This is a genomic window from Streptomyces sp. 2-1 (assembly GCF_048564895.1).
Classification (GTDB): Bacteria; Actinomycetota; Actinomycetes; order Streptomycetales; family Streptomycetaceae; genus Streptomyces; species Streptomyces phaeochromogenes.
The window spans coordinates 435,210-456,169 of record NZ_CP183383.1; the positions used below are offsets into that span (position 1 = coordinate 435,210).

Annotated in this window: 15 protein-coding genes and 2 pseudogenes; 10 read left to right on the forward strand and 7 right to left on the reverse strand. The window is 69.7% G+C overall.

Going from position 1 to position 20,960, the window contains the following annotated elements:
* The first annotated feature begins 30 nt into the window (after nucleotides 1-30).
* Both ACN20J_RS02200 and ACN20J_RS02205 read left to right on the forward strand, forming a co-directional pair.
* Nucleotides 31-483 (forward strand): MarR family winged helix-turn-helix transcriptional regulator, encoded by a 453-nt coding sequence (locus ACN20J_RS02200; RefSeq protein ID WP_419665013.1) that lies wholly within the window; start codon nucleotides 31-33, stop codon nucleotides 481-483.
* Nucleotides 484-642: 159 nt separating this feature from the next.
* The gene (locus tag ACN20J_RS02205) at nucleotides 643-1,263 is read left to right on the forward strand and encodes a hypothetical protein (protein WP_419669105.1); all 621 of its coding nucleotides are present in this window, start codon (nucleotides 643-645) and stop codon (nucleotides 1,261-1,263) included.
* A gap of 10 nt (nucleotides 1,264-1,273) precedes the next feature.
* Here the strand turns inward: ACN20J_RS02205 and ACN20J_RS02210 are convergent.
* From ACN20J_RS02210 to ACN20J_RS02225, 4 genes and pseudogenes are all read right to left on the reverse strand, one after another.
* Nucleotides 1,274-1,473 (reverse strand): annotated as a pseudogene (locus ACN20J_RS02210) (hypothetical protein); the annotation flags it as partial.
* A gap of 32 nt (nucleotides 1,474-1,505) precedes the next feature.
* Nucleotides 1,506-1,630 (reverse strand): annotated as a pseudogene (locus tag ACN20J_RS02215) (IS5/IS1182 family transposase); the annotation flags it as partial.
* A 185-nt stretch (nucleotides 1,631-1,815) separates the two neighbouring features.
* Nucleotides 1,816-2,439: an NADPH-dependent F420 reductase gene (locus ACN20J_RS02220; protein WP_419665014.1), complete on the reverse strand. Its 624-nt coding sequence runs from the start codon at nucleotides 2,437-2,439 to the stop codon at nucleotides 1,816-1,818.
* 35 nt (nucleotides 2,440-2,474) lie between these two features.
* Nucleotides 2,475-3,209 carry an SDR family NAD(P)-dependent oxidoreductase gene (locus tag ACN20J_RS02225; protein ID WP_419665015.1) on the reverse strand — a complete coding sequence of 245 codons (735 nt, stop codon included), beginning with the start codon at nucleotides 3,207-3,209 and terminating at the stop codon, nucleotides 2,475-2,477.
* Nucleotides 3,210-3,352: 143 nt separating this feature from the next.
* Here ACN20J_RS02225 and ACN20J_RS02230 point away from each other — a divergent pair, with 143 nt between their 5' ends.
* Nucleotides 3,353-3,964 (forward strand): TetR/AcrR family transcriptional regulator, encoded by a 612-nt coding sequence (locus tag ACN20J_RS02230; protein WP_419665016.1) that lies wholly within the window; start codon nucleotides 3,353-3,355, stop codon nucleotides 3,962-3,964.
* A 104-nt stretch (nucleotides 3,965-4,068) separates the two neighbouring features.
* On the opposite strand, the gene ACN20J_RS02235 is transcribed toward ACN20J_RS02230, so the two are convergent.
* Nucleotides 4,069-4,566: a hypothetical protein gene (locus tag ACN20J_RS02235; RefSeq protein WP_419665017.1), complete on the reverse strand. Its 498-nt coding sequence runs from the start codon at nucleotides 4,564-4,566 to the stop codon at nucleotides 4,069-4,071.
* A 715-nt stretch (nucleotides 4,567-5,281) separates the two neighbouring features.
* On the opposite strand from ACN20J_RS02235, the gene ACN20J_RS02240 reads away from it, so the two are divergent.
* The gene (locus tag ACN20J_RS02240) at nucleotides 5,282-5,779 is read left to right on the forward strand and encodes a peptidylprolyl isomerase (protein WP_419665018.1); all 498 of its coding nucleotides are present in this window, start codon (nucleotides 5,282-5,284) and stop codon (nucleotides 5,777-5,779) included.
* A gap of 98 nt (nucleotides 5,780-5,877) precedes the next feature.
* Here ACN20J_RS02240 and ACN20J_RS02245 read toward each other — a convergent pair whose 3' ends face one another.
* Nucleotides 5,878-6,273, reverse strand: coding sequence for a VOC family protein (locus ACN20J_RS02245; RefSeq protein ID WP_419665019.1), 396 nt, complete (start codon nucleotides 6,271-6,273; stop codon nucleotides 5,878-5,880).
* Between the two features lie 322 nt (nucleotides 6,274-6,595).
* On the opposite strand from ACN20J_RS02245, the gene ACN20J_RS02250 reads away from it, so the two are divergent.
* Both ACN20J_RS02250 and ACN20J_RS02255 read left to right on the forward strand, forming a co-directional pair.
* On the forward strand, nucleotides 6,596-6,898 hold the full coding sequence (locus ACN20J_RS02250) for a hypothetical protein (RefSeq protein WP_419665020.1): 303 nt from the start codon (nucleotides 6,596-6,598) through the stop codon (nucleotides 6,896-6,898).
* Nucleotides 6,899-6,973: 75 nt separating this feature from the next.
* Entirely contained in the window at nucleotides 6,974-7,408 is a 435-nt protein-coding gene (locus ACN20J_RS02255) for a hypothetical protein (RefSeq protein WP_419665021.1), read from the forward strand.
* A gap of 182 nt (nucleotides 7,409-7,590) precedes the next feature.
* Here ACN20J_RS02255 and ACN20J_RS02260 read toward each other — a convergent pair whose 3' ends face one another.
* Entirely contained in the window at nucleotides 7,591-8,367 is a 777-nt protein-coding gene (locus ACN20J_RS02260; RefSeq protein WP_362000430.1) for an IclR family transcriptional regulator, read from the reverse strand.
* 388 nt (nucleotides 8,368-8,755) lie between these two features.
* Here ACN20J_RS02260 and ACN20J_RS02265 point away from each other — a divergent pair, with 388 nt between their 5' ends.
* From ACN20J_RS02265 to ACN20J_RS02280, 4 genes are all read left to right on the forward strand, one after another.
* Nucleotides 8,756-11,695, forward strand: coding sequence for a BTAD domain-containing putative transcriptional regulator (locus ACN20J_RS02265; RefSeq protein WP_419665022.1), 2,940 nt, complete (start codon nucleotides 8,756-8,758; stop codon nucleotides 11,693-11,695).
* Between the two features lie 647 nt (nucleotides 11,696-12,342).
* Nucleotides 12,343-14,334 carry a S8 family serine peptidase gene (locus ACN20J_RS02270; RefSeq protein ID WP_419665023.1) on the forward strand — a complete coding sequence of 664 codons (1,992 nt, stop codon included), beginning with the start codon at nucleotides 12,343-12,345 and terminating at the stop codon, nucleotides 14,332-14,334.
* A 1-nt stretch (nucleotide 14,335) separates the two neighbouring features.
* On the forward strand, nucleotides 14,336-16,351 hold the full coding sequence (locus ACN20J_RS02275; protein WP_419665024.1) for a S8 family serine peptidase: 2,016 nt from the start codon (nucleotides 14,336-14,338) through the stop codon (nucleotides 16,349-16,351).
* Nucleotides 16,342-20,958, forward strand: coding sequence for a DUF6603 domain-containing protein (locus ACN20J_RS02280; RefSeq protein WP_419665025.1), 4,617 nt, complete (start codon nucleotides 16,342-16,344; stop codon nucleotides 20,956-20,958). The genes ACN20J_RS02275 and ACN20J_RS02280 overlap by 10 nt, the downstream gene beginning before the upstream one ends.
* Nucleotides 20,959-20,960: the final 2 nt, after the last annotated feature.

The following is a 20,960-nucleotide window of genomic DNA, read 5'->3' on the forward strand; positions in this document are numbered from 1 at the left end:
ACACAGGTCAACGTATGTCAGAATGCTGACATGAATCAAGACGGTGTCGACCTGGAGACATCACTCGGCTACCTGCTGAAAGAGGCGTCGAGCGTCCTGCGCGCAGCCATGGAGGAGGTGCTGCGGCCGCTCGGGATGAGCGTGACGCACTACTCCTGCCTCGAACTGCTGGCTCAACGCCCGGGCTTGTCGAACTCCGAGCTCGCGCGCGGCGCGTTCGTGACACGGCAGTCGATGAACGTGCTGCTCCAAGCCCTGGAACGAGACGGCTACGTCACCAGGCCGGCGGAGGCACCCGTCGGGAAAGCTCTTCCCACGCGGCTCACGCCTCGCGGCCGACGGAGCCTGGCGAAGGCGACCGTCGCGGTCCGGTCCGTCGAAGTCAGAATGCTGGCCGGCATGACCGAGACCGAGCAGTCAGGCGCGTTCCGGATCCTGCAGAGCATGATCCATTCCCTGCGCAACGGCAACGACAGCGCATAGCCCGCGCCCCGCGCCGCGCCGCGCCCAGACAGGAGTGCAGCCGAGCGTGGAACCGCGATCGTGACCGTTTGCCAGGTGAGATTGGACGGTCAGGTCCCAGTCGGCACTGTTGCGGACTCGGACGACTGGATGTCAGTACCCGGTGATAGGGCTATGGCCATGGACACCGAACCCGTTTCGCCATCTGCCGATCTCCCTGCCGAGGTTGCCTTCAGGCTCGGATGCCAGGCTCTCGAAACGCGGGAGCAGGACGCCCGCGAGCTGTTCGAGGAAGCAGTTCGCGGTTCGGGCCCACAGATGCTCTGGCGCGTGGCCCAGGCCTGCCTGGAGACCGATCAGAGCGCGTACTGGATGCGCCGGGCCGTGGTTACGGAAAGCGAGCCGGGCGGCATCACGGTGGACCCGGGCGTGCTACCCATCCTTGGGGGCAACGGCGAGGCATTCACCCAGCACTGGAAAATCGCCGTCCAGTCGGACGACCCGGCCCAGGCGATCGAGGCACTCAACGCTGCGGAACTCCGCCTGCCCTACGTACTCGAAAACGGCCGCGAGCTCTCAGAGGAGGACGCCGACTACGACACTGCCGACTACGACTTCTACCGCCCCAACTACACTGCCGTCGACGTCACGGTCCCCTGTGTGTGGATGGACTGCAAGGGCGGGATGTTCCCCCACATGGCCCGGACCGCACTGCGCATAGTGGCAGCCGAACTGCGCAAAGCCGGGGTACGCCAAGCGCACCTCTTCACCCCTCCCGCAGAGGATCTTCCAGCGAGCTAGCAGTAGCGGCGATCCGGTCCCGCGCGCGGGAGAACGCGGTGCCCGTCGTCCACGTCGTCGGCCGTTGCAGCCGCTCCAGCTCCGAGAACCGGGAGCCCTCAGGCGTGTTGAACTCGCCACCAAGTCGCCGGGCGACGCGGGGCCCGCCCGGCGAGCGGACCCTGCGACGCCGGCGTGCAGCCGCTTGTCGGCAACCGAGCGGGCCCGTGACGGTGGCGACCTAGGCGTGGGCGGTGCCGACGGATCCCGAAGCAGGCCGCGATCCGAGCGAGGGTGTCGTGGCGGTGCAGGTACACCAGCATGACGAGTGCAGGCCGGTGCGGCGGGAGGCTGCAGCGCCTGTCACCTCATGGGTGACGATGAGCATCGTGACCCACTCGGCCAGGGCGTGCGGGCGGTCGAGTGCGGTAGAGCAGGGAACCAACAGGGCTCCTGTGCCGGTGGGTTGAGACCTCGAACACCTCCCTCACAGCGGGCCCGACCACCCGACCATGGGACGTGTGAAACCAAGCTTCATCGGCGAGTCCTTTCGGTGATCCGCCAACCGCTTGCTCAGACGGGAAGTCCGGTAACACCGAGGGCGAAGTCCAAGTTCCCCACTCCGTGGTTGGCGAGGCCCACCGTGACCACGCCCGCTCCTTCCAGCCAGTGCGCCATTTTCAGGCCGCCGACGTCCAGCGGGCGCAGCCCGAGGCTCTCGATGAACGTCTCCACACTTGCCTTGGCCTGCGCGTTGTCGCCGGCGATGAAGACGTCGGGCCGACCCTTCTCCAGGACATGACGGAAGACGGTGTTGAACGCTTTCACCACGCTGGCGCCGTCCGGGGCCGTCTTGGCGACTTCCTGTGCGATCGAGGTCTCATCGCGGTGGGCCAGACCGTCGAACGTGGAATTGAAGGGGTTGCTGATGTCGATGATGACCTTGCCCGCGAGAGCGTCTCCGTATTGGGTGACGGCCGGCACGACACCGTCGTACAAGAGGGCCACGATGACGATGTCCCCGGCCGGGGTGGTGCCCCATTCTCCCGTCGTGGCGCCGCCGCCGAGAGCCTTGGCCAGGTCGGCGGCCTTGGACTGATCGCGGCCCATGACCTCGACGGCATTGCCGCCCGCCACCGCCCGCGCGCCGATGGTGCGGGCCATGTTCCCGGTGCCGATGATGCTGATGTTGCTCATGAGATGTCTCCTGCCCTGGTTGTGAGTTGTCCGGTTCAGACGGCGGTGGTGCCGCCGTCGGCGACGAGTTCCATGCCGTTGACGTAGCTGGAGTCGTCGGATGCGAGGAAGAGGGCAGCGGTGGCGATTTCGTCGGGGCGGCCCATCAGGCCGCGGGGGATGAGGGACTCGAACTGGCGCTTGGTGGCCTCGTCGAAGAGTTCTTCCTGCTTGGCGGTGGCGACCTGGCCGGGGGTCAGGACGTTGACGCGGATGCGGCGGTCCTTGAGCTCGTTGAGCCAGACGCGGGCCCAGGCCTGCTGGACGGCCTTGCTGCCGGCGTAGACGCTCCAGCCGGGGAAGGCGCCGAGGGAGGCGTTGGAGCCGGTCATGAGGATGGAGCCGCCGTCGTTGAAGAGCGGGAGGGCCTTCTGGACGGTGAACAGCGTGCCGCGGGCGTTGAGATGGAACGCGGCGTCGAAGTGGGCTTCGGTGATCTCGCCGAGCGGGGCGGGCTCGCCGCCTCCGGCGCTGGCCCACAGCACGTCGAGGCTTCCCTTCTCCCGCTTGACGGTGTCGTACAGGCGGTCCAGGTCGTCCAGGTCGGCGGCGTCGCCCTGGACGCCGGTGACGTTGCGGCCGATCTGCCTCACGGCCTCATCCAGGGCGTCCTTGCGGCGGCCGGTGATGAAGACGTGCGCCCCCTCGTCGACGAACAGCTTCGCGCCGGCCAGCGCCATGCCGGTGGTGCCGCCGGTGATGACCGCGACCTTGCCGTCGAGCTTTCCCATAGTCACTCCCTTGGGTCGGTGGTGCCGTGCGCACCTGGGGTGACGGCGTTATGTACACCGCCCTGTGTGCTTACGGTATGGGGCGGGCGGCCCGGGCGCAACTATGTACACCGGTCGTTACCCGGCTCAGGTACCATGGGCCCATGACGGAGTTGGAGAAGGGCCCCAAGGGCAGTCGCCGCGGCCGGGGTGCCCGCGAGCGCATCCTCAGCGCGTCCCAGCAGCTGTTCCGCGAGCAGGGCATCAACCGCACCGGCATGGACCAGCTTTGCGCGACGGCCGAGGTGTCCAAGCGCACGGCCTACCAGCACTTCAGCGGCAAGGACGAACTCGTCGCCGAGTACCTGCGCCGGTTCGACCCCTCCGTTCTGTCCGGCGTGTTCGACCGCACCGACCTCACGCCCCGCGAACGGCTCCTCGCCGCCTTCGACATCCCCGCCACCACCCCCCTGTGCCCCTACATCGCCGCCGCCGTCGAACTCCACGACCCCGAGCACCCCGCATCCCAGTACGCACGCGACTACAAGAAAGCCGTCGCTGCGCGGCTCGCCGACACCGCCCGCGAAGCCAGCGCCGCCGACCCCGAACAGCTCGGCGAGCAGCTCGCGCTGCTCATCGACGGCGCGGCGGCCCGCACCCGGGTCCTCAACGCCGACGCCTTCCCCACTGCCGCCGCCATCGCCGCCGTCCTCATCGACAACGCCATCCCCGCCACAGCCGGCGATGACCGGCGACGGGACGAAATGGCAAGTTGACTCGGCACTCCGCGGCCGGGCCGGACGCGCTGCCGGTCGTGCGGCTGCACCCACTGGTGAGCAGGACACTCCCGGCGTCGGTGGCGGCCGACCAGCCCCGGTGGTCAGCGGGTGCGGCGCTCCAGCAGCTGGACCGTCAGCTTGTGCAGCCGCTCGGTGTGCACCACCGTGAACCGTCCGGCCAGCGCCGCGGCCGTGCTCGCTCTCATGCCGGAACGCGTACCGCCCGCCGCAGCCGACACCCGCCACAGGCGCCGACCGCCGGCCAGGCAGGCAGCGGGCACGTCGCACTCGACTGCCGTGTACCGGCCGGACTGCTGGGGCGTCAGCTTCATCAGGACGTCCTTGGGCCGGGCGCCCTCGCGAAGCTCGTACGCCATGGCCCTGCGCGCCCCGAAGTCGCCGTTGCAGACGATTCCGTCACCGGGGCGCTGTCCGGCCGTCACGATGCGTCCCGCGGCCGCGTAGTCGGGCTCGCCCGGGAGATCCTGACGGGCCGTCGCGACGGCGGGCAGCACTCGGCAGTCGCCCGGATAACGGTCCACGAGCGCCCGCACATGGGTCCAGGTGTTGTGCAGCACCTGGATCGGCTCACCGCACACCGCAGGAACACATCGACCGAGGGGTAGGTCGCGGGGCGCCAGTCGCCCACGAGCCGCCGATTCCGCGCGACGTCGAAATCGCAACTGAACAGGTTCACCCGGAGCGAGTTCACGTAGTAGAGCACCGTGAATGTCAGCAACGGGGCGAACATCCACAACAGCGGTGTGGAGGAGGCCAGTCTGAACTGACTCAGAGCCAGGCAGCCCATGCTGACCAGCGAGCTGATGGTCAGCACTGGCAAGCGGCGTTTGGCATAGGCGTATTTTTCGGCGTCCGTCGGTGGTGCGGGCAGCAGACCGGGCGGCACCGGCTTGCCCGCCGTGGGACGGAAGGGCAGTTGCCGTCTTGTCCCGGGGCCCACCACCCCGGCGGCCTCAATGGAGCTCATCCGGATCTCCCAGACCGCCCGCCCCGCACCGAACGAGGCGACGTGCCGGGAAATCTAGGTCGGGTGCCACGGGCCATCGCAGTGGCACGGCGAACAAGATCCACACTTAACTCGAAGCATTGGAACGCTTACGCGAAATGCCACATAGCAATGAAAATGCCAACAACTGAATTTGAGACTCAGTAGCAGCCCCGACAAGCAGCCTCCGCTTGTTGCGCCGCCGGCAGGCCAACCACGCCGCCTTCGGAGCCTCGGAGTTTGGTCTTCATGGCGGGCGAACCAGGGCGGGTCCAGGCCAGCACGCAGCACCGTGACAGGATCCCTCCATGTCTACCAACGTCTTCTTCGACATCAACATCGACGGCAGCCCCGCGGGCCGGATCGTCTTCAAGCTGTACGACGACGTCGTCCCCAAGACGACGCAGAACTTCCGCGAGCTCGCCACCGGCCAGCACGGCTTCGGATACGAGGGCTCCGGCTTCCACCGCGTCATCCCGGACTTCATGCTCCAGGGCGGCGACTTCACCCGCGGCGACGGCACCGGCGGCAAAAGCATCTACGGCCAGAAGTTCCCCGACGAGAACTTCAAGCTCAAGCACGACAAGCCGTTCCTCCTGTCCATGGCCAACTCGGGCCCCGACAGCAACGGCTCACAGTTCTTCATCACCACCGTGCTCACACCCTGGCTCGACGGCAAGCACGTAGTCTTCGGCGAAGCCATCGACGGCCAGGACCTCGTGAAGAAGATCGAATCCCTCGGCTCACGATCCGGCGCCACCCGCGCCAAAATCGAGATCGCCTCCTCCGGCGTTTTGGAGAAGTAGCGCCTCCGCCCCGGGCGGCGGGACCGACTCGACGCAGGCTGTCCGGCCGCGCGTCCGCCCGCTCCGCCCGGGGCCACCCGAGTCAGGCATCCCTCGGCCTAGTTCTGCGGTGACAGGGTGCGGAGGACGCAGAACTCGTTGCCTTCGGGGTCTGCCATGACCACCCAGTTTCGGTCTGGGCCCTGGGCCACATCCGTCCTGGTGGCGCCGAGGCCGAGCAATCTGGTCACCTCGTCCTCGGTGCCGGCGTCGATCGGGCTGACGTCGAGATGAAGCCGGTTCTTCGCGGTCTTGCCCTCGGGCACCTGGATGAACAGCAGGGTGGGCGGCATCTGGCGGGACCGAACGTCCTCGGCGGTCGGCACCCAGGAGCCGATCTCGACCTTGCCCTCACTCCGGTCGATCACCTTGAAGTCCAGGACCTCGCACCAGAAGGCCGCGAGCCTCTCCGGATCGTGGCAGTCAATGGCCAACTCGGTGAACCTACTTGTCACGACTCTCCCAGATAGTGCGGGCGGGGCTCAGAGTATTGGCCATGCCGAGGGGCAGTTCGCGGACGCGTCACGCTCCCGGTTCTCCCACATCCGCGACAGCCGCCCGCCGAGGGCAACGCAGGACGGCCTGAAGCCGACGTCCAGGTGAACCCGCAACCCGGACAAAACCACCTGCTGCCACAGCCACGTAACAGAGGCCGCACAGATACAACTCCCGCCTCACCTCGCCGGTCGCACCCGATGTGTCGCACATATGCGCCGCGGCGGAACCGGTGCCGCCCGGCGCAACTCCTCCAGTCCCGACCCAAGTTGGAGTTGCCCCGTGCCCAGAACATCCCTGCCGACGCGGCTTGCCGCCACCGCCGCGCTCCTGCTCGCCGCAAGCGCCCTGTCCGCGCCCACCGCCTCGGCGAAGCCCTCGGACGCCGCCCCCGGCGACGCCTACACGCTGACCGTGAGCACCAACCCGACCAGCACCGACTACGACAACCGCCGCGTCGACGTCACCGGCACGGTCACCAGGGCCGACGGCACCCCGGCACCCAACATCCCCGTCACCATCCAGGAGGTCGTCCGCTTCACCACCTGGAATCCGTGGGGCGACCCGATCGACCCCACCTACTAAGAGCCGCGCGACCTGGGCAAGCCGGTCACCGACGCCAACGGGAAGTTCACCATCGCCGACGTCGACATCGACCACGTGACCGGCAGCAGCCTGCTCAACGTCCAGCACGAAGTGCAGATCACGGCCCTCTACGACGAGGACGGCGACCTCAACACCCCGCAGGACGGCTACTACGCGGACACCACCGTGGCCGCCAACGCCAAGTCCAGCTCCGTCACCTACAAGGTCAACAAGAAGAAGGTGAAGGCGGGCGACATCCTCACCGTCCAGGGCAAGGTCACCCTCCCCAAGGGCGTCGAGCCCCAGGGCACCGAGGTCTTCCTGCAGACCTACTGGGAGCAGGAGTACGACGTGAAGACGACCGCCGAGGACGACGGCTTCTTCGTGATGTCCGTGCGCGTCTCGGGCTACGACGACACCTTCGAGCTGCGCACCGCTCCGACGGACCTCTACGTGGCGGGCGCGCACCAGCCGCTCCCGATCACCAACACCTCGCTCCCCCGCAGGTAACCCTCCAGACGGCGGGACTTCGGACCCAAGCGCCGTAACCCCCGGAAGACGGAGGCGAGTTCGGCCGCTGTTGAACCAGGAGACTCCCGGTTCAACAGCGGCCGGACCTCACGCTCCACGAGATCACTCACAGCGCCAGTTCCATGGCGGCGCACCAACGCCGTCACACTCGGCGAACTGGTTCACCGGCCGCGCAGCGCCGCGCTGATGGTCCTTGCCGTTTGCTGAACGGCGCCCGCGAGCCGGTCCAGGCTGTGAGCCGGATCCGTCACGACGCACAACGACGCCAGCGGGACACCTCCCGGGCCATGCAACGGTGCCGCCACACAGCACACACCCGCCACCAGCTCCTCCCGGTCGAACGCAACCCCCCGGTCCCGGATCGCCGCCGCCTCCCGCTGCCAGGACGCGGGCAGCGGACCGAGCGGAAGCTGAGGACTCGCCCCGGCCACCAGCACCTTGCCGGCCGCGGTGAACCACGGCCAGGCCATGTCGTTGAGCAAGGGTCCGAACACCTCATCGGTCTCGCAGACGGTCCAGTCCAGGACCAGTGTCTGTCCTTCCCGCAGCACACTGAGCCCCACCACCGCACCGGTGGCGCGCGCCAGGCGACGCGCCGGCTCCCGCGCGGCGGATCGGAGCCCGGGATGCGGTTGCCACCCCTGCCCGAGCCGGAACAGCCGCGGGCCCATCCGGTAGCCTCCACGACATCGCTCCACGGCGCCCAGTTCGACCAGTTGTTCCAGCAGCCGGTACGCGGTCGTCTTCGGCAGCCCGCACTTCGACGCCAGCTTGGTCAGTCCGGCCTCTCCGGCGCGCTCCACTGCTCCCAGCAGCTCGAAGGCGCCCTCCAATACGCTCCGCCCACTGCCGTCCGGCGACGACTGCGACCGGACTGCGACGTACCCGGACCCCGGTTCGGACGGCCGATCCAGCTGCCGCACCGATAACTCACCCATCTCCATTGCTGTCGCCCCCCGTTGTTCGTTCAAGCCCATCTCCCCCAATACCGCCTCACGCGCGGCCGATGAGCGGACGGCCCCCGCCGCCCGTGCTCGAACCGGCCGTTCTCCGTCCCGGCACTGCTGCCGCCCCACCGGCTCGTGAACGCATCCAGCGCGGCAGTCGGGTCCGTGGACACCGGCCCGACGGGAGAAGGGATACGAAGCCGATCCGGACTTGTGCGCGGATCGCCGCCCGAGTGGGGACACCAACTGTGCCTGGACACCGACTGTGCATATTCAGACTGAAGTCCGGGTGTGGGTCGGGACGTTGTCGATAGGTTGTCGCCCAGCACCGGCATGTGCGCAACAGGTGAAGCAAATCTGCACGGGGGGTGCGGACGACGTGGTGGAATTGCGACTTCTCGGTCCGGTGGAACTGTCGGTACGGGGCCGCACCGCGGAGGTCGGACCCCCGCAACGCCGGGCCGTGCTGGCGGCGCTGGCCGTGGACACCGGCCGGCCCGTCGCGGCAGACGTACTGGTCAAACGGGTCTGGGGAACGGATCCGCCGGACGGGGCACGGCGCGCGCTGCATGCCCACATCACCCGGATCCGCAGGCTGTGCGAAGAGACCGGTGACGCGGGGGACGTCCGGTTACGGCTGGTGCGCCGATCGGGAGGATACGTTCTGGAGGCCCGCCCGGACCGGGTGGACGTACATCGGTTCCGGCAACTGGTCGGCCGGGCCAGAGCGGCGGGGCGGGCGGACGAGGTGCGGGCGGCGGCCCTGCTGCGCGAGGCGCTCGGCCTGTGGCGCGGGGAGCCACTGGCCGGACTGGGCGGGCAGTGGGCGGCGCGCGTGCGCGAGGCATGGCGGCGGCAACGCGTGGACGCTGTCGTCGGATGGGCCCACCTGGAGTCGCGCGTCGGCGATCCCGCCACCGTGGTCGGCCCACTGACCGAACTGCTCGGCGAGTACCCCCTGGTGGAACCCCTGACCGAGGCGCTGATGCAGGCGCTGCACGCCGCCGGGCGCGGCGCGGAGGCGCTGGACTGCTACGCGACCCTCCGGCAACGGCTGGCGGAGGAACTGGGCGCCGACCCCGGTTCAAGACTGCGGGAAGTACACCAGGCGATCCTCCAGGGAGACCTGCCCGGACCCTCCCCATGGCCGACGCCCCAGGTACCGGCCGCCGCAGCTCCCACCGCCTCTCCCCCGCCTCAACCTCCGTCGGCAACACCGTGGCCCGCGGGGACCCCCGTACAACTGCCCATGGGCGTACGCGGATTCACCGGCCGCGGTAAGGAGCTCGACCGGCTCGAGGAGGTCCTCGCCTCGGCGGCGGACCAGCCGTCGGCCGTGGTGATCTCGGCCGTGTCCGGCACCGCGGGGGTGGGCAAGACAGCGCTGGCCGTGCACTGGGCGCGCCGGGCTCAAAACGCCTTTCCCGACGGGCAGTTGTATGTGAATCTGCGCGGATTCGATCCCGGCGGATCGGTGGTGAGTCCGGCGCAGGCCGTGCGCGGGTTCCTGGACGCCTTCGGGGTACCGGTGTCCCGTGTCCCGGCCGGCCTGGAGGCGCAGACCGGGCTGTACCGCAGCCTGCTGGCGGGACGGCGGGTGCTGGTGGTGCTGGACAACGCCCGCGATGCCGAGCAGGTACGTCCCTTGCTGCCGGGCGCACCCGGATGCCTGGCGCTGGTCACCAGTCGGAGCCGGCTGACCGGACTGGCCGCGGCCGAGGGGGCCCAGCTGCTGACCGTCGGTCTGCTCGACCCCGATGAGGCCCGGGAACTGTTGGCCGGGCGGCTGGGCGCGGACAAGCTTGCGGCCGAACCCGACGCCGTGCGGGAGATCGTCGCCCGGTGCGCGGGGCTGCCGCTGGCGCTGGCGATCGTGGCCGCCCGCGCCGCCGCCCAGCCGGGTCTTCCGCTCGCCGCGCTCGCCGCAGAACTGCGCGGGGCCGACGGCCGTCTGGACGCCCTGGACGGCGGCGAGGCGACCAGTCAGGTGCGGGCGGTGTTCTCCTGGTCCTACCAGGCGCTCAGCACCGACGGCGCCCGGCTTTTCCGGTTGCTGGGCCTGCACCCCGGACCCGACGCCTCGCTGCCCGTCATCGCCGCCCTGGCCGGGCTGCCTTCGCCGCGGGCCCGTGTCCTGCTGGCCGAACTGATCCGCGGGCACCTGCTCACCGAACACGCCCCGGGCCGGTACACCTTCCACGACCTGCTGCGCGCGTACGCGGCCGAGCTGGTCGCCACGCACGACAGCGACGACGTCCGTCGCACCGCGGCACACCGGATGCTCGACCACTACCTGCACACCGCCCACTCGGCCGATGCCCTGCTGACTCCCCGGCCCAACCCGGCCCCTCTGCCGCCCGCCCGGCCGGGCGCCGCCCCCGAGGCGCTGTCGGACCACCGGCATGCACAGGCCTGGTTCACCGCCGAGCACCCCGTGCTCCTCGCCGCCGTGGAACAGGCTCCCGCCGCCGGCTTCGACGAACACACCTGGCGGCTCGCCTCGGCCCTCACCACGTTCCTCGACCGGCACGGGTACTGGCGGGCGCTGACCACCGTCCACACCGCCGCCCTGGAGGCTGCGCTGCGCCAGGGCGAGAAGGCAGGACAGGCCGACGCCCACCGGGGTCTCGGGCTCGCCCTGGACCGGCTGGACCGTCCCGACGACGCCCGCGCCCACTACCTTCTCGCGCTGGACCTGTTCGGTGAACTCGCCAACCACGGCGGGCAGGCCCGCATCCACCAGCACCTGTCCCGGATGTCCGAGGCCCTGGGCCACCACGAACAGGCACTCGGCCACGCCCGCCACAGCCTCACCCACCACCGGGCCGCCGACGACCGGGCCGGCCAGTCCGCCGCCCTGAACCACATCGGCTGGATCCTCGCCCAACTCGGTGACCACGACAAGGCCTTCGTGCACTGCCATCAGGCCCTCGACCTGGCCCAGGAGACCGGGGACCTCAACGGGCAGGCCCACATCTGGGACAGCCTCGGCTACATCCACCACCATCTCGGCCGGTACCCCCAGGCCGTCGACTGCTACCGGCAGGCCGTCGACCTGTTCCACCAGACCGGCGACCGCCACAGCGAGGCCGCCGGTCTCCTGTGCCTCGGCGACACCCACCACAGCGCCGCCGACACCGACGGGGCCCGCGCCGCCTGGGCCCAGGCCCTGACCGTCACAGGCGAACTCGGCCTCCCGGACACGGATCCGCTGCGCACCGATCTCCTCCAGCGCCTCGGCCGCGCCGCCGCGGACGCCGAGCGCCTCCGTTCCGGGCCGCCCCGTGCCCCGCACCGGTCACGGTCGGCATCGGCCTGAGGCAGCACCCCGAACGCGGAGAGCCATGGTCCGGTCCGCTGAACGGAACAGGACACGACAGACGGCATCCGACGGACCAACCTGTCCGTCAGACGACCTCGCATCGCGGGAGGGGATGCTGGTCCGCGGCCCGGCGAGTGCGGGTACGTCGAGCAGACGCGTGGCAGGCCGACAGCCGGCGAGCGAGTGGCACTGCGCTGCCAACGGCTTCACGGCGGTGCCCCATGCCGCACCGCCCCGTTCCCGCTTCGGGCACCGCCGGGTCCGCTCGGCCCGCCGAGGAGCGGTGAGCGTCCGTCCCACCCAGGACATGTCAGACCGCAGAAGGAGGAGGGGCCGGTGGCGCAAGTCCAGAACATCGACCTTTTGCTGTTGCCGCACGCCGATCTGCACAGTTGCACGCTCCGGCAAGCACAAGCCGGTCCTCGAACTGGACGTGAAGTGCCGTTCCTTCACCGACCCGGCCCAGAAGGTCCACGCCCTGGACTCCGTCCTCGACCCCTTGAACTTCATCGTCGAATTCGGTTTCTCCGCGCCGCGCAAGGAGCCACCGCACCGGCTCGGAAACCCGCCTCAGGCCGCGCCGGCGCGGCGGCCGGAAGTCCCGACGCCGCCACGCCCGCGCGAACCGGAGAGGGGCTCATACCGTGACCCAGCCACAGGACTTCCGGCTCATGATCGGCGACGAGCCTTTCGACCCCATCCAGGTGCCGGCGGCAGCCGAAGGCCTCGCGCCGGCCAGGAAGCCGACGATCGTCCAGTTCTCCGCTCCCCTCAACGGGCCCGACGCCGACCGTCTGAAGGCCGCGTACGGCGTGAAGCTCGATCGGTTCATCCCGAACCTGGCGTTTCTCGAACGGCTCGACGACGCGACCGTCGCGAGGATTCGTGCCGATTTCCTGGTGCGCTCGGTCATCGCGCTCGCCCCGGCACTGAAACTCGCGTCCTGGCTCCCCGCCACCGGCACACCGCTCAACCTGATCGCGACCCTGTTCGCCGACGCGGACCTGACCGCCGTCGGCGCGGAATTGCGTGCGCTGGGCGCGCGCGATGTCGTACTCACCGACGGCCGGCCTCTCGGCAGCGAACAGTACGCCTCGTTCGCCCTCGACGACCGGGCCGTACTGCCGCAGGTCGCGGCCATCGACGAGGTGGTGTTCGTCGAGCCGGAGCCGGAGCGCGAGGTGACCGACGTCCCCTCGGCCGAGGTGTTCCAGTCGGGACGGACCGGAGGCCCGGCCGACGACACGATCTGGCGGCCCGGGCTGCACGGCGGGGTCCAGATACCCGGGCTGCACGGCGAGGGCCAGATCCTCGGACTCATCGACAAGGGCCGTCTCGACCTGAACCACTGCTTCTTCAATGATCCCGAAGAGTCCAAGGCGAATGAAGACCACCGCAAGGTCCTCGGCATGTTCGACCAGAACGATATCGAGGCACACGACCACTTCATGTTCGTCGCCGGCATCGCGGTCGGCGACAAACGCGGCGCCGACGGCAAGAGCACCCTTCACGCGAACCGGGGCGGCGCGTACGAGGCCAAGATCGTCTGCAACAGCATGGGCGACCTGTTCCCGCCGATAAGTCGTAAATACGTGGAGTTTCTCGACAGAGGGAAGAAGGCAGGGGCGTTCATCCACAGCAACAGCTGGTCCGCTGCGGTCACGGCCTACAACGCCGACGCGGTCGACGCGGACAGTTTCAGCTTCAAGAACGAAGAACACCTGATTATCGCCGCCGCGGCGAACACGACCGACGGGGTCTCGGGCAATGGCGCGCCCGGAATCGCGAAGAACGCGCTGTGTGTCGCCGCCGCTCAGGCTTTTCCCAATCACCTGACCTTCGGCAGCGGAAGGAACGGGCCGACCACGGACGGCCGGCGCAAACCCGATCTCATGGCGGTGGGCGCGGGCATCCAGTCCGCCCTCCTGAACCCGACGACCCCACCCGGCGTGTACTGCGACATCGGCCTCCCGAAGGGCCCCACGCTTGCCGCCACGAGCTGGGCGACAGCGAACGCCGCCGCCGCGGCCACGCTCGTGCGTCAGTACTTCACAGAGGGGTGGTATCCCAACGGGAAGAAGGAACCACATCGCGGCGTCAAGCCGTCCGGCGCCCTGATCAAGGCGGTGCTGCTCAACTCGACGGTCAACATGACGGGCATCGCCGGCTATCCGTCCAACACCGAAGGCTGGGGGCTGATCCAGCTCGATCGCACGCTCTCCTTCGAGAAGGATCCGCCCTCCCCCCGCCGTCTGTTCGTGAAGGACGTACGGCACGTTTCCGGGCTGACGCTGATGACGAGTGCCACGTACCGCTATTTCGTCAGCAACAGAACCGAGCAGCTCAAGATCACGCTCGTGTGGACGGATATTGCCGCGACCAAAAATTCCACACAGACGTGGCGGAACGTCATCAGGCTGGAAGTCGAGGACGCGCTGGGTGTCAAGTACCTGGGGAATGACATCGATCCCGCCAACGGTGTTTCCAACGAGGGCGGAAGAGGCCCCCAGGACTTCGTCAACAACGTCCAGATGGTCATCGTCGACAACCCGTTCACGGGCCCTTGGAAGATCACGCTTCGAGGAAGCCTCGTGTTCGAGAAACAAGGCTACGCGCTGGTCGTGTCGGGAGGATGACATGAACGCACCCGGCACCGCGCCCCAGTCACCGGACTTCCGCCTCATGATCGGCGACGAGCCGTTCGACCCCATCGAGTCACCCGTACCGGACGCGGGGCTCGCGTCGGCGAAGAGGGCGACCATCGTCCAGTTCACCGCCTTGCTGACCGAACCCGACGTTGCTCGGGTGAAGGCCGCGTACGGTCTGGTCCTCGATCGGTTCATCCCGAACCTGGCCTTCCTGGAGCGGCTCGACGACGCGACCGTCGGCAGGCTGCGTGCCGACTTCCTCGTGCGGTCGTGCGCCGCGCTCGATCCGGCGCTGAAACTCGCGCCGTGGATTCCCGCCACCGGCACACCGCTTCGGCTCATCACGACCATGTTCGACGACGCGGACGCCGACACCGTGCGATCGGCACTGGGCGCGGCCGGCGCCCGGGACGTCCGGCTGATCGACGACCGCCCGGCCGGCAGCCACCTCTTCGCGGAGTTCGCTCTCGACGACCGTGCGGCTCTTCCCCTGATCGCGGCCATCGACGAAGTCGTCTGGGTGGAGCCCGATCCGGATGCCGTGAATTTCAGTGTGAAGGCGGCGCAGACGATCCAGTCGGGCGCGCCCGGTGTGCACGGCGGCACGATCTGGGACAAGGGCCTGCACGGCGAGGGTCAGGTGATCGGCATCATCGAGCAGGACGGGACGATCGACCTGAACCACTGCTTCTTCGCCGACGAGCCGAACGTCCCCGGCCCCGGTCACCGCAAGATCCTCTCGCTCACCAAGAAGAACGACACCAAGGTGAACGAGCACGCCATGTTCGTCGCAGGCATCGCGGCCGGCGACGACCGGGCGAGCCTGGGCACCCACCAGCACCGGGGCGGGGCGTTCGCGGCGAAGCTCGTCGTCCGCACCCGCGACAACCACCTCCTGAAGATGCTTGAGGACGCGAAGGAGAAAGGCGCCACCATCCACAACACCAGCTGGGGGCTCGTCGGCGTCTTCAGCTATGACAAAACGGCGCGGGACGCGGACGATTTCAGCTTCCGCAACGAGGAGCACGTGGTCGTCGCCGCCGGCGCCGGACTCCGCGAGCAGGACAACACACCACCCGGGATCGCCAAGAACGTGCTGTGCGTCGCGTCGGCCAAGGCCTTCCCCCTCCAGATGAACGACGGCGACGGGCTTCCCGGGCCAACGAGCCCCGACAAGCGCCGCAAGCCCGAGATCATGGCCGTCGGTGCTGGCATCAGCTCGGCGCTGGTGAACCCCGCGTCGCCGTCCGGACCCTACTGCCTGACCGGCGACCCGCAGGTGTTCGGAGCGGACGCCACGAGCTGGGCCGCACCGAACGCCGCAGCCGCGGCCGCGCTCGTGCGCCAGTACTTCACGGAGGGGTGGTACCCCACCGGCAAGAAGCGGCCGGACCGCAGCCTGCGGCCGACCGGCGCGCTGATCCGGGCGATGCTGCTCAACTCGACCGTCGACATGACCGGTCGTCCCGGGAACCCGAGTCCCTTCGAGGGCTGGGGACTCATCCAGCTCGATCGCACGCTCTTCTTCGATGGCGCTCGCCGCCGGGTGGACGTGCACGACGTCCGGCACAGCGCCGGCCTGCAGCTCAGGCAACGGCGCACGCACACAATCGACGTCGACAGCAACACCGAACAGCTCAAGATCACGCTGGTGTGGACGGACGTTCCACCCGCCGAGACCCTGCATACCCTGCCGGCGCGGAATCTCCTGAGGCTGGAGGCCGAGGACCCCGGGGGAATCGCCTACGTCGGCAACGACATCAACTTTCCCACCGGATTCTCGAGGCCGGTCGGGTCCGACCCGCCGGGCGCACCGGATCTCCGCAACAACGTGCACATGGTCATCGTCGAGCACCCGCCGGTCGGCAAGTGGAAGATCACGGTCGAGGGGACCCTCGTCTTCGGAAAGCAGGGTTACGCGCTCGTCACGTCCGGGGCTTTGAAGTCGGCGACTCCGCTACGGGCCACCCCGACCGTCGAACCGGGAGCGAAAGAATGGCACTGACCGTCGAATCGCTGATGCTTGAGATGGGGCGGGCGTTCGCGCCGCTCGAACAACGCTTACGTGGCGGCGAGATTCCGCTGTTGTTCGCCGAAATCGGGCTGCCCGCACCTGACGTGGTCCTCGGCGCGCAAGCCGTGCAGACCGCGATCGGGGACACCGCGACCGCGCTGAGCGCGCTGCCGCGCGTGGTGACGGACCTGGCCGCGGCGATCGACTCACGTGACACAGCCCGCATCGCGACGGCGGTGGCGGCCGCGGCACAGATCATCAAGTCCGTCACGACGGCGATCGACGTCGTGTCCACGGCGGTCAGGGCGGCGGCGCGGACGGCCGGACCACGGCAGGCCGAAGTCGAGGCGTTCGCCGCGGAGGTGGGGCAGCGGTTGCTCGGCTTCGCGCTGGCGACCTACCTCGAAGACCAGAAGCCGATGGCCGCGTATTCACTGGAACTGCTCGGTGTCCTTGAGTCGACTCCCCAGGCCGCGACGCCGGCGGCGCCCGCGCACGTACGCCGCGTCCTGCGGTTCGACCGGCTGAACGCGCTGCTCCACGATCCCGTCGACGTCCTCGCGCAGCTCTATCGCTGGGGCACGCCCGAATTCGACTGGGATCTGCTGCTGCGCCGGTTGGCGATCTTCCTCGGCGCGGTCACGAACTTCGCGTTCGTGCAGACCGGGCCACCGCCGTTCCTGCGCGTCGCGGCGGTCGACATCGGGGCCACCGACGACCCGGTGCCCGGCGTCCAGGCCCTGCTGCGACTGGCGGCCACCGAGGGACTGGACCTGGTACTGCCGATCGGCGACACCGTGGCACTCACCGTGACGTCCGACGCGGCCCTGGCGGAGAAGGCCGCGGTCGAACTGCTGCCGCCCGCCGATCTCCGGGTCGTCCCGCCGTCGGCCGAAGTCCGGGGCGGCGTGCAGTTCGGCTTCCAGGCCCCGTACGCCGCCGGGGCGCCGCCGATCCTCGTGCTGGGCACGGCCGGCGGCTCGCGGATCGAGGCGCGGCTGCTGCGCGCGACAGCGGGCGCCGACCTCGAATGGAACGCCACCGAGCAACGTGCGGACGGCGAACTCGTGGTGGAAGCAGCCATCGAGGGCGGCAAGGTCGTCCTGAACCTCGCCGACGCGGACGGGTTCCTCAGTACGATCCTGCCCGCCGGCTCGATCGAACTGGACGTCGACCTCGCGCTGGTGTGGTCGTCCGCCACCGGGCTGCGCTTCAAGGGCGCCGCCGGGGCGGAGGTCGACATTCCGGTCGATCTCGGCGTCGGTCCGGTGACCGTCACCAGCCTGCACCTCGCGCTGTCGCTGGCCGGTGGGGGCATCGCATTCGAAGCGTCAGGTTCGGTCGACGCCCGGCTCGGCCCGGTCTTCGTGACGGTCGAACAAACCGGTGCCGTGCTGCGGTTGTCGCAACCGGACAGCGGCGGCAGCCTGGGACTCGCCGACTTCTCTCTCGGGTTCAAGCCCCCCTCGGGGGCGGGCCTGTCGATCGACGCGGGCGGGATCTCGGGGGGCGGGGTCCTGTCCTTCCACCCCGAGCGGCGAGAGTACTCGGGCGCGCTGGAGCTGGAGTTCGCGGACTTCCTGGCGCTCAAGGCCATCGGGCTGATCACGACACGGCAGCCGGACGGCTCGCGCGGTTTCTCACTGCTGATCGTGCTGACCGGCGAGTTCGGCAGCGGGATCCAGCTGGGGTACGGGTTCACCCTGCTCGCGGTCGGCGGTCTCATCGGACTGAACCGTGGGATGAATCTGCAGGCGCTGGTCGAGGGCGTACGGACCGGGTCCATCGAATCCGTGGCGTTCCCCCGGGACGTGATCGCGAACGCGCCGCGGATCCTGTCGGACCTCAACCGGTTCTTCCCGCCGGAGCAGGGCACGTTCCTCATCGGTCCGATGGCGAAGATCGGCTGGGGCACGCCGACCCTGGTGAGCATCTCGCTGGGTGTGATCATCGAGATCCCCGGCAACATCGCCGTACTCGGTGTGCTGCGGGCCGCGCTGCCCACCGCGGACCGGGCGCTGCTGGTCATCCAGGCCCAGTTCGTCGGCGCTCTGGAACTGGACAAGTCACGACTGTGGTTCTTCGCGCAGTTGTTTGAGTCGCGCATACTGACCATGACTGTCGACGGTGGCATGGGCGTGCTGGTGGCCTGGGGCGACAACCCTGACCTGGTCGTCACCGTCGGCGGGTTCCACCCGGCGTACCGGCCGCCGCCGCTGCCGTTCCCGATCCCGGACCGGCTGTCGGTGGACCTGCTGAACCGGCGCAACCAACTCATCCGGGTGAGCGGCTACTTCGCCATCACCAGCAACACCGTCCAGTTCGGGGCCAAGGCCGAACTGAAGCTCGGTTTCAGCGCCTTCGGCGTCGAGGGGCATCTCGGCTTCGACGCGCTGTTCCAGTTCTCCCCGTTCCGGTTCGCCATCCACATCTCCGCCGATGTCACGCTCAAGGCGTTCGGGGTCGGCGCGTTCGGCATCGACCTGGACTTCCAGCTGGAGGGCCCGGCGCCGTGGCGGGCGCACGGGCGGGGTTCGATCGGGTTCCTGTTCTTCTCGGTCTCCGCGAACTTCGACATCACCTGGGGCGAGGAGCGGGACACCACGCTGCCGCCGGTCGCGGTGCTGCCGCTGCTGGCGGCCGAGATCCGCAAGACCGAGGGCTGGGAGACGCGGTTGCCCTCCGGCGGCAACCGGGCGCTGGTCACTCTCCGGCAACTGCCGGACACCGACGACCTGGTGCTGCACCCGCTCGGGACACTGTTCGTCCGGCAGCGGGCACTGCCGCTGAACGTCCGGCTGGACCGGATCGGCGGTCAACGGGCGAGCGACGGACGGCGGTTCAGCGTCGCACCGGTGCCGGACAGCGGGCTGGAGCGTCTGTCCGACACCGGCGACCGATTCGCGATGGCGCAGTTCCAGAACATGTCCGACGCGGCCAAGCTGTCCCGGCCGTCGTACGAGACACAGGACGCGGGTCTTGAACTGACCGCTGCCTCCGGCACGTTGGCGTCGGCCCGGGTGGTGCGCCGCAGCGCCCGGTACGAGCTGCACATCATCGACAGCGGGACGGCCACCTCACCGGCAGCCGCGCAGCGCCGGAACGCCGTGCCGCGCGGGGCCGTCGCGGCCGCCACCGGGCCCAAACGGTTCCACAACGTCAGCGGCGCCGTGTTCGACGAGCTGCTGAGCGGCAGCAGCACCAGCCGCGCCGCGCTGTCCAAGCGGCAGGCGCGGCTGCGGCAGCCGTTCGCCACCACTGACACGGTGCGGGTGACCGAGCAGCGGTTCGTCGTCGCCTACGTCAAGAGCAACCGGCAGGCGTTCCCGCCCGGTTCGCTGGGCCGGCCGTCACGGGGCGCCGCGGCGACCTTCCGGAGCCTGACCACCGCGCAGGACGCGCTCGCCGACTTCGTCGAGGCCGATCCCGGGCTCACCGGCCGGCTGCACGTCATCCCGGCGTCGGAGGCCGCCGCTTCACCGGCCGTCCCCGGCACCTGGTCCGACGCCGGCCTGCTGCCGGAGCCCGCCTCCGAGGTGGACCTGATGCCGCTGACGAACGGCCGCATCCTGATCGCCGGCGGGACCGGTCCGGCCGGGGCGCCGCTCGCCGCGACCGCGCTGTTCGATCCGACGGCCGACGCGTGGTCGTCCGGTCCGCCGCTCGCCACAGGGCGGCGGCTGCACACCACGACCTCGCTCGCCGACGGCCGGGTGCTCGCGCTCGGCGGGCGCACCGCCACGGCCCCGCTCGCCACCGCCGAGGTCTTCGACCCGGCCTCCGGCACCTGGACACCGATGCCCGCGTCGATGAGTACGGCCCGGTACGGACACTCCGCGACCCGGCTGAAGGACGGCCGGGTGCTGGTCGCCGGCGGCAGCGGTGTGCGCACCGGCCAGGACGACGGCGCGCTCGCGTCGGCCGAGCTGTTCGACCCGGCCACCTCGACCTGGGCCGCGGTCACACCGATGACCGACGCCAGGACCGGCCACCAGGCCGTACTCCTGCGTGACGGCCGGGTGTTGGTCGTCGGCGGGGCTCTGCCCACCGGGCACGACCGGCAGAGCGCACTCGCGTACTGCGAGCTGTACGACCCGGCCACGCGGACCTGGACACCCACCGGCAGCCTCGCCGAGGCCCGCAAGGGTCATCAGGCGACGGCACTGCCCGACGGCCGGGTCCTGGTCACCGGCGGCGACCCGGTGGTCGCCCCCGACGGCACCCTCGATCCACAAAGCCTCGCCGGCGCGGAGCTGTACGACCCGAAGACCGGGGAGTGGACCGCGGTGGCGAGCATGCCGGGCGGCGGTCGCAGCGGGCACCGGAACCTGTTGCTGCGGTCCGGGGTCGTGCTGGTCATCGGCGGCACCGGCGCGCCGGAACGCACGGCCGGCTACCGATCCGTCATCGCCTACAGCCCCGAGGACGATGCCTGGACCACGATCGGCGGTCTCGGTCTCGGCCGGTCCGCCCTCGGCGCGGTCGAACTGGCCGACGACCGGGTGCTGGTCGCCGGCGGTGTGGCGGCGGCCGGCGCCGCCGCCGAGAGCCTCGACGCCGTCCAGCACGCAGGAACCGGCGAGGTGCTCATCCCATGACC

What these genes read in the sequence shown, in the direction of transcription:
- ACN20J_RS02230 (WP_419665016.1), top strand. Translation starts at nt 3,353, where the DNA reads ATGACGGAGTTGGAGAAGGGCCCCAAGGGCAGTCGCCGCGGCCGGGGT.
- ACN20J_RS02275 (WP_419665024.1), top strand. Translation starts at nt 14,336, where the DNA reads ATGAACGCACCCGGCACCGCGCCCCAGTCACCGGACTTCCGCCTCATG.
- ACN20J_RS02200 (WP_419665013.1), top strand. Translation starts at nt 31, where the DNA reads ATGAATCAAGACGGTGTCGACCTGGAGACATCACTCGGCTACCTGCTG.
- ACN20J_RS02280 (WP_419665025.1), top strand. Translation starts at nt 16,342, where the DNA reads ATGGCACTGACCGTCGAATCGCTGATGCTTGAGATGGGGCGGGCGTTC.
- ACN20J_RS02240 (WP_419665018.1), top strand. Translation starts at nt 5,282, where the DNA reads ATGTCTACCAACGTCTTCTTCGACATCAACATCGACGGCAGCCCCGCG.
- ACN20J_RS02205 (WP_419669105.1), top strand. Translation starts at nt 643, where the DNA reads ATGGACACCGAACCCGTTTCGCCATCTGCCGATCTCCCTGCCGAGGTT.
- ACN20J_RS02260 (WP_362000430.1), bottom strand. Translation starts at nt 8,367, where the DNA reads ATGGGTGAGTTATCGGTGCGGCAGCTGGATCGGCCGTCCGAACCGGGG.
- ACN20J_RS02225 (WP_419665015.1), bottom strand. Translation starts at nt 3,209, where the DNA reads ATGGGAAAGCTCGACGGCAAGGTCGCGGTCATCACCGGCGGCACCACC.
- ACN20J_RS02220 (WP_419665014.1), bottom strand. Translation starts at nt 2,439, where the DNA reads ATGAGCAACATCAGCATCATCGGCACCGGGAACATGGCCCGCACCATC.